6 protein-coding genes and 1 tRNA gene are annotated in these 6,163 nt (G+C 34.1%); 4 read left to right on the forward strand and 3 right to left on the reverse strand.

The genetic code is table 11. From position 1 onward, the window contains the following. Positions 1-101 precede the first annotated feature (101 nt). Complete coding sequence (locus WBN21_RS12700; RefSeq protein ID WP_424200847.1) at positions 102-1,604, reverse strand: UPF0164 family protein; 1,503 nt, start codon at positions 1,602-1,604, stop codon at positions 102-104. A 30-nt stretch (positions 1,605-1,634) separates the two neighbouring features. Next, the gene (locus WBN21_RS12705; RefSeq protein WP_424200849.1) at positions 1,635-2,777 is read right to left on the reverse strand and encodes a hypothetical protein; all 1,143 of its coding nucleotides are present in this window, start codon (positions 2,775-2,777) and stop codon (positions 1,635-1,637) included. A 99-nt stretch (positions 2,778-2,876) separates the two neighbouring features. Here WBN21_RS12705 and proS point away from each other — a divergent pair, with 99 nt between their 5' ends. The 4 genes from proS (at position 2,877) to WBN21_RS12725 (ending at position 5,380) form a co-directional block, all read left to right on the forward strand. Continuing rightward, a complete protein-coding gene (proS, locus tag WBN21_RS12710; RefSeq protein ID WP_424200851.1) occupies positions 2,877-4,355 on the forward strand; it encodes a proline--tRNA ligase in 1,479 nt (492 codons plus the stop codon). Between the two features lie 170 nt (positions 4,356-4,525). Next, positions 4,526-4,597: transfer RNA gene (locus WBN21_RS12715), tRNA-Glu, on the forward strand. Between the two features lie 28 nt (positions 4,598-4,625). Then, the gene (rpsT, locus tag WBN21_RS12720) at positions 4,626-4,877 is read left to right on the forward strand and encodes a 30S ribosomal protein S20 (RefSeq protein ID WP_424200853.1); all 252 of its coding nucleotides are present in this window, start codon (positions 4,626-4,628) and stop codon (positions 4,875-4,877) included. A 140-nt stretch (positions 4,878-5,017) separates the two neighbouring features. After that, positions 5,018-5,380: a hypothetical protein gene (locus WBN21_RS12725; protein WP_424200855.1), complete on the forward strand. Its 363-nt coding sequence runs from the start codon at positions 5,018-5,020 to the stop codon at positions 5,378-5,380. A gap of 104 nt (positions 5,381-5,484) precedes the next feature. Here the strand turns inward: WBN21_RS12725 and WBN21_RS12730 are convergent, their stop codons facing one another. Continuing rightward, entirely contained in the window at positions 5,485-5,688 is a 204-nt protein-coding gene (locus WBN21_RS12730) for a hypothetical protein (protein ID WP_424200857.1), read from the reverse strand. Positions 5,689-6,163 lie beyond the last annotated feature (475 nt).

Genomic DNA, 6,163 nt, shown 5'->3' on the forward strand with positions numbered 1-6,163 from the left:
AAGCATGAAACCTATTTAGTCGATAAAATTGGGTGAAAATTTCATGTATAAAAAAAGCCTGAACAAATTGTACAAGCTTATTAATATGATTTAAAATTATCCTAAATATTAAAACTTAAGGATAGTGTGATGTTAGAGTTTTCGCGATTTACAATTGCAGAATCTGTTAATCCTACATTGTAAAGTGGTGTGTCATCAGTACGTTCCCATTTGTCATAGGTAACATCTAGTTTCGTGTTACCAAAATTGTAACCTAATCCTAATGAGAATCCTGTTAAATCACCAACGGTTATACCATCTAAATATGGGCTTTCCTCAAAACGGTAACCACCTCTAAAACTAAATTGTTGGTGTTTATACTCTGCACCAAAACGATATGTTGAAGCATCAGTTAAAACATTGCTAATACCGGTATTTAAATTTTTATAATCTGCTTCCGGTGAAAATTTAGTTTTGCTATAATCTTTTTTAGAATAATCAAAGCTTAATAAGCCTTGCTTTGCAAATACATAAGCTAAACTTCCTGTAATTTTTGCTGGTGTTTGTAGTTTGTAACTAGGGTAAACATTTATGACATCACTAACAAAAGAAATATCTGAATCCGCTAGGTTAGAATTAATGTATTGTGTTGTTTCTTCTTCAATGGTGTACCAAGTAGGAGAGTCGTAGGTTAGACCAACTCTAAATTCTGGACTTAACTTCATGATTCCACCAAGTTGAAATGAAAATCCACTACCTGTAGTTGATAGATTATTGTCAAAATCGATAAAACTAATTGCGCCACCATTTGCATTATCTTCTTGCAATGATGTAGTACGTTGGTAATCTATAAAATGTGAATTTAAATTTATTCCTAAATATAAATTGTCCTCGTATTGAGCTGCTAGATTAAATGATATTTTACCATTATAGCCAGTACTTGCATATACATAGTCATGGTCAAAAGTCCCATCAACTAAGTTTGAGAAGTAGGTTGTGTTTTCATCGTCATCAGCATCTGGTTCAAGCACATAGGCTTGATAACCTAAAAAAGCTTGTTGGTGTACAAAACCATATACGTTCCCTATGTCTGCATAGGCATCCTCAACAAACTCACCATCTAATAAGGATATATCACCAAGTCTTACACCGTCGGCATAGTTTAAGAAATAAAGATCTATCGACTGGTTATTGGTATTTGTACCAATAGCATTCCAAACATCATCATAATTATTAGTTCTATCATAAGCAATTCCTAAAGTGAACTTTTTCCAAGGCGAATTATCGTTTCTATTTGCAAATACAAATGCTGCACCACCTTGATTGATATCAAAATTAGACGTATTTGAATTTGTTAAACCGTTAAAATAACCTGTATTATTTTCTAAATCGACATTCGATCCTGTAAACGATGCATGACTGCTACTAAAAACAGCAGAACCTGCAGGATTTGCACTTACCGCACTCATATCGCCACCTAAGGCTCCGAAAGCGCCGCTTAACGCTCTATAGCGTGCAGTACCTTGAATTTCACTTTGTGAAAATCGTACTGCATCACTAATATCTTGGGCGTATAATGTAGACATAGATAGCAAACCTATGAACAGTAAATTCAACTTTTTCATATTTGTATTTTTTTTCTTTTGTATTTAGAATTAACGTCTACTTCTGCTACTGCTTGAAGATCTTGAACTACTTCCAGAACTTCTGCTGCTGCTACTTGATGATCTTGATGCAGAACTAGAACTACTAGATCTAGATGAACTGCTGCTTGGCGAGTAAGTCGGGCTACTTGAAGAAGATGATCTTCTTGTTGTGGTAGAACTCGAACTACTTCTTGTTGGTTGTCTATAAACCGAGCTTGAACTTCTTCTAGTTGTTGTTGATGAGGCTCTAGAAGTTGAATTTGTAGACGGTGTTCTTGAAACCGTAGATCGTCTTGTTACACTAACAGGTGTACGTGTGTTATTTGTGTTATAAGTTGTTCTTCTATTAGATGTAGATGAAGCCTCATTTGCATTCACACTACTTCTTCTAGATGTATTGTATTTTGAAGGCGTAGTTGTTCTATTTGTTGTATTCACAGAACTACGTCTACTTATGTTGTTATTAGTACTTCTTGAAGTGCTAGCATAGCTGTTTCGTCTACTATTGCTATAAGAAATCGCGCGTCTGCTGTTATAATAATTATTTCCATAATAACCTCTGTTGTAATATCCTCTATTATTTCCCCAGCCATTATAAAAGGCAATTCCACCATAAAAGCCACCGCCATAGTAAGGAGTGCACCAAAACGGGTTGTAAATTCCACCATAACCCCAGTTGTTCCAGCCACCATAATATCCGCCGTAACCCCAGTTATTCCAACGGTTCCATCCGTAACCATAACCAAAACCACCGTAACCCCAGTTGTTCCAGCCGTTGTCTATATAATTTATGGTCACGTTGTTACTGTCTTGACCCCAACCAGCATAACCTTGATAGTCATTAACTAAAGTATCATTTTCAACAAAATTATCACTTTCGTAAGCGTCAATATCTGTAAAAATCTCATCTTGAAAATTTATATTTTCAGATTCAATTGATTTTGTTTTAAAATAGTTTTTATAATAATTGCTATTTCCTTCGTTTGGCACTTCAACAATAGCCTCAGTATTTTGAGTTTGTGGTGCATCGCCATAAATCCCATCGCTATCTACACCAACATATTGGTAAGAACCGCATGAAACTAGGCCAAATAGTAAGCCAAGTAGGGCAATAAATGGCACTTTTCCTTTTATGTAGTTGTTAAATTGCATATCTCTATAATTTTATTGTTGAACATAACAAAAATAGTTAGTTTTGCTGAACTATTTTTCTATTAATAATAGATACAATATTTATGCCAAAACACAGATATGAGCAAAAAACTTACTAGTAGAGCAGAAGATTATTCAAAATGGTATAACGAATTGGTTGTCAAAGCAGACCTAGCTGAGAATTCGGCGGTAAGAGGTTGTATGGTAATCAAGCCTTATGGATATGCAATTTGGGAAAAAATGCAGGCAGAATTAGATAAAATGTTTAAGGAAACAGGGCATCAAAATGCTTATTTTCCACTTTTTGTTCCTAAAAGTTTGTTTGAAGCCGAAGAGAAAAACGCAGAAGGTTTTGCCAAAGAATGTGCTATTGTGACACATTATAGATTGCAAAATGATCCTGATAAGCCTGGAAAGTTGCGTGTAGATCCTGAAGCAAAATTAGAAGAAGAACTTATTGTAAGGCCAACTAGTGAGGCTATTATTTGGAATACGTTTAGAGGATGGGTGCAATCTTACAGAGATTTACCACTTTTAATAAACCAATGGGCCAATGTGGTGCGTTGGGAAATGCGTACCCGTTTATTTCTGCGTACTGCAGAATTTTTATGGCAGGAAGGGCATACCGCCCATGAAACAAAACAAGAAGCTATTGCTGAAGCTGAATTAATGAATAGTGTGTATGCGACGTTTGCTGAAAAATTCATGGCAATGCCTGTTATTCAAGGATTAAAAACTGAAAGTGAGCGTTTTGCAGGAGCTGATGAAACCTATTGTATAGAAGCTATGATGCAAGATGGGAAAGCATTACAAGCAGGAACATCACACTTTTTAGGGCAGAATTTTGCTAAAGCATTTGATGTGAAGTTTGCTAACAAAGAAGGAAAGCAAGATTATGTTTGGGCAACTTCTTGGGGTGTTTCTACCCGATTAATGGGAGCATTGATTATGACACATAGTGATGATCATGGTTTAGTATTGCCACCAAGTTTAGCACCAAATCAAGTAGTTATAGTTCCTATATATAAGACTGATGAGGATTTAGAAGCCATATCTGAAGTAGCAAATACGATAACTAGAGATTTAAGGGCTAAAAATATTACTGTTAAGTTTGATAATAGAACCACACACAGGCCAGGAGCTAAATTTGCGCAACACGAATTACAGGGTGTACCTTTAAGAATTGCTATTGGTGCACGAGATTTGGCAAACGGAACCGTTGAAATTGCACGACGAGATACTTTAACAAAAGAAGTTGTGGCTCTTGAAGGCTTAAATGATAAGATTGAAAACTTGTTAAAAGAAATTCAAGATTCGTTATTTTCAAAAGCTTTAAGTTTTAGAAACGAGCATATTACAGAAGTCGAAACTTTTGATGAATTTAAAACCGTTTTAGAAACAAAAACAGGGTTTATTTCTGCACATTGGGATGGTACTAATGAGACAGAAGACAAGATAAAGGAACTTACAAAAGCAACTATTAGGTGTATTCCTCTGGAAGGAAAGGTTGAAGCAGGTGTTTGTGTATATACAGGAAAGCCCTCGAAACGTAGAGTATTGTTTGCAAAAGCGTATTAGTTTAGGCTAAAAATGAGGCTAGAATAATTTTTTTTAAAAAAATATTATTTACCTCTTGCAACATTTAAAAATAGTTGTATTTTTGCATCCGCAATGGAAACGTTGTAAGTTATTTGAAAGGTATTGCAAGTATTGATTTAAGTATTTATATTTGCGCACTTAAAACAAATGGCCCGTTCGTCTATCGGCTAGGACGCATGGTTTTCATCCATGTAAGAGGGGTTCGATTCCCCTACGGGCTACAATTAAAAAATTAAGAAAAAAAACAAAATGGCAAATCACAAGTCAGCATTAAAGAGAATTAGAAGTAACGAATCAAAAAGATTAGTTAATAAGTATCAACATAAAACTACTCGTAATGCGATAAAGAAATTACGTGAGTTAACTGATAAGAAAGAAGCTGAGAAAATGTTTCCTTCGGTAGTATCTATGTTAGATAGATTAGCTAAGAAGAATATTATTCATTCTAACAAGGCTGCTAACCTTAAATCTGGTTTAGCAAAACATGTTGCTGCACTTTAATTCCATTTAAAGTTTAAAATATTTTAAAGCTTCTCAGAAATGAGAGGCTTTTTTTGTGAGTTTTTTTAAGAAAATTTCACTTTAAAGATATAAATTTGCAAGTAACACTAAATTACTTAATCATTTAATACGACCCCCTTTTGGAAAATAAAAAAGCAAATAAATTAATCGATAAAATTCTGAAGAATCTTGATAAAACAGGAATTAATACAGATACATTAATCGATGATCTTAAAGAATTAAGAACCTATGCTCTAGAAGCTCAAGTTCCATTAGTAGTAAAAGTGCTTAGGCTAACCTATGAGCATATTGAGTCAACTGAATCTTTTATGATTCCTGTGCTTGATGATGAGCCTATTGATGATGATGAAGATGTTGAAGCTAATGATGATGTAGCTCCGGTTGAAAGCCTTAAGTACGTTATTGCACTTATGAAAAACCTTAAGAACAAAGGAAACATTTCAGATTTAAAAGAATATAGAGATCTTTTGAATAGTTATTAGTTAAAAATATTCCTTTTTAATATTAAAGCCTTAGCAATACTCTTGTTAAGGCTTTATTTATAAAATGATTTACCAATACATCTTTAGCCACAAGAGCAGAGCTATTAAAGCCTAGTGTTTATGATATTATTAAAAGCCGACCCAAAGGTGTAGGTTAAACCTACGGATAATCCTAAATCGAAATCTGTTGCTATTTGTTTTTGTTGAAGCAATACATCTTCAATAGAGGCCTCACCTGCTGGCAAATTAATCTGATCACGAATAAATTGAAGATCGCCAGAAAAACGAACAGAAAAGCCTTTTAACACCCTAACGGATAAGTTGCCATTAACTTGTAATCTGTTTTTCGAAAAATCTTTTAAAAAGGTAGAAGCTCTAATTCTGCCGTATACATTACCCCAAGGTTGTCTGTATCTTACTTGCGTTTCTAAAGAGTGGTTTAAGATAATCTCTGTATCTTCATTAAAAATGGTAGTTTCTATATAATCGTTGTAGTTAAATCCAATTTTATAGGCAAATACTATTTCTCTTTTAAGAACTTCATTGTATGGAAAAATATTGTATTCTATGGCTGGCGATATTCCTGTCGAAAAATCTATGTTAGCAAAGGTGTCGTAGCTAAAATTTGTAAATATACCTGTTGACCAATGATTTGAAAGACTTCGAACTACACTTGCAGCACCCCAATACTTTTTTTTTCACTAGTAAATGTTTCATCATTTCTTACAAATTCACTATTTAACTGGCTTGATTGAAAATTGGCTCTAACACGCCATTTGTCAC

The organism is Algibacter sp. (assembly GCF_049667265.1).
Lineage (GTDB): Bacteria > Bacteroidota > Bacteroidia > Flavobacteriales > Flavobacteriaceae > Algibacter_B.

What these genes read in the sequence shown, in the direction of transcription:
- WBN21_RS12700 (WP_424200847.1), bottom strand. Translation starts at nt 1,604, where the DNA reads ATGAAAAAGTTGAATTTACTGTTCATAGGTTTGCTATCTATGTCTACA.
- WBN21_RS12705 (WP_424200849.1), bottom strand. Translation starts at nt 2,777, where the DNA reads ATGCAATTTAACAACTACATAAAAGGAAAAGTGCCATTTATTGCCCTA.
- proS (WP_424200851.1), top strand. Translation starts at nt 2,877, where the DNA reads ATGAGCAAAAAACTTACTAGTAGAGCAGAAGATTATTCAAAATGGTAT.
- rpsT (WP_424200853.1), top strand. Translation starts at nt 4,626, where the DNA reads ATGGCAAATCACAAGTCAGCATTAAAGAGAATTAGAAGTAACGAATCA.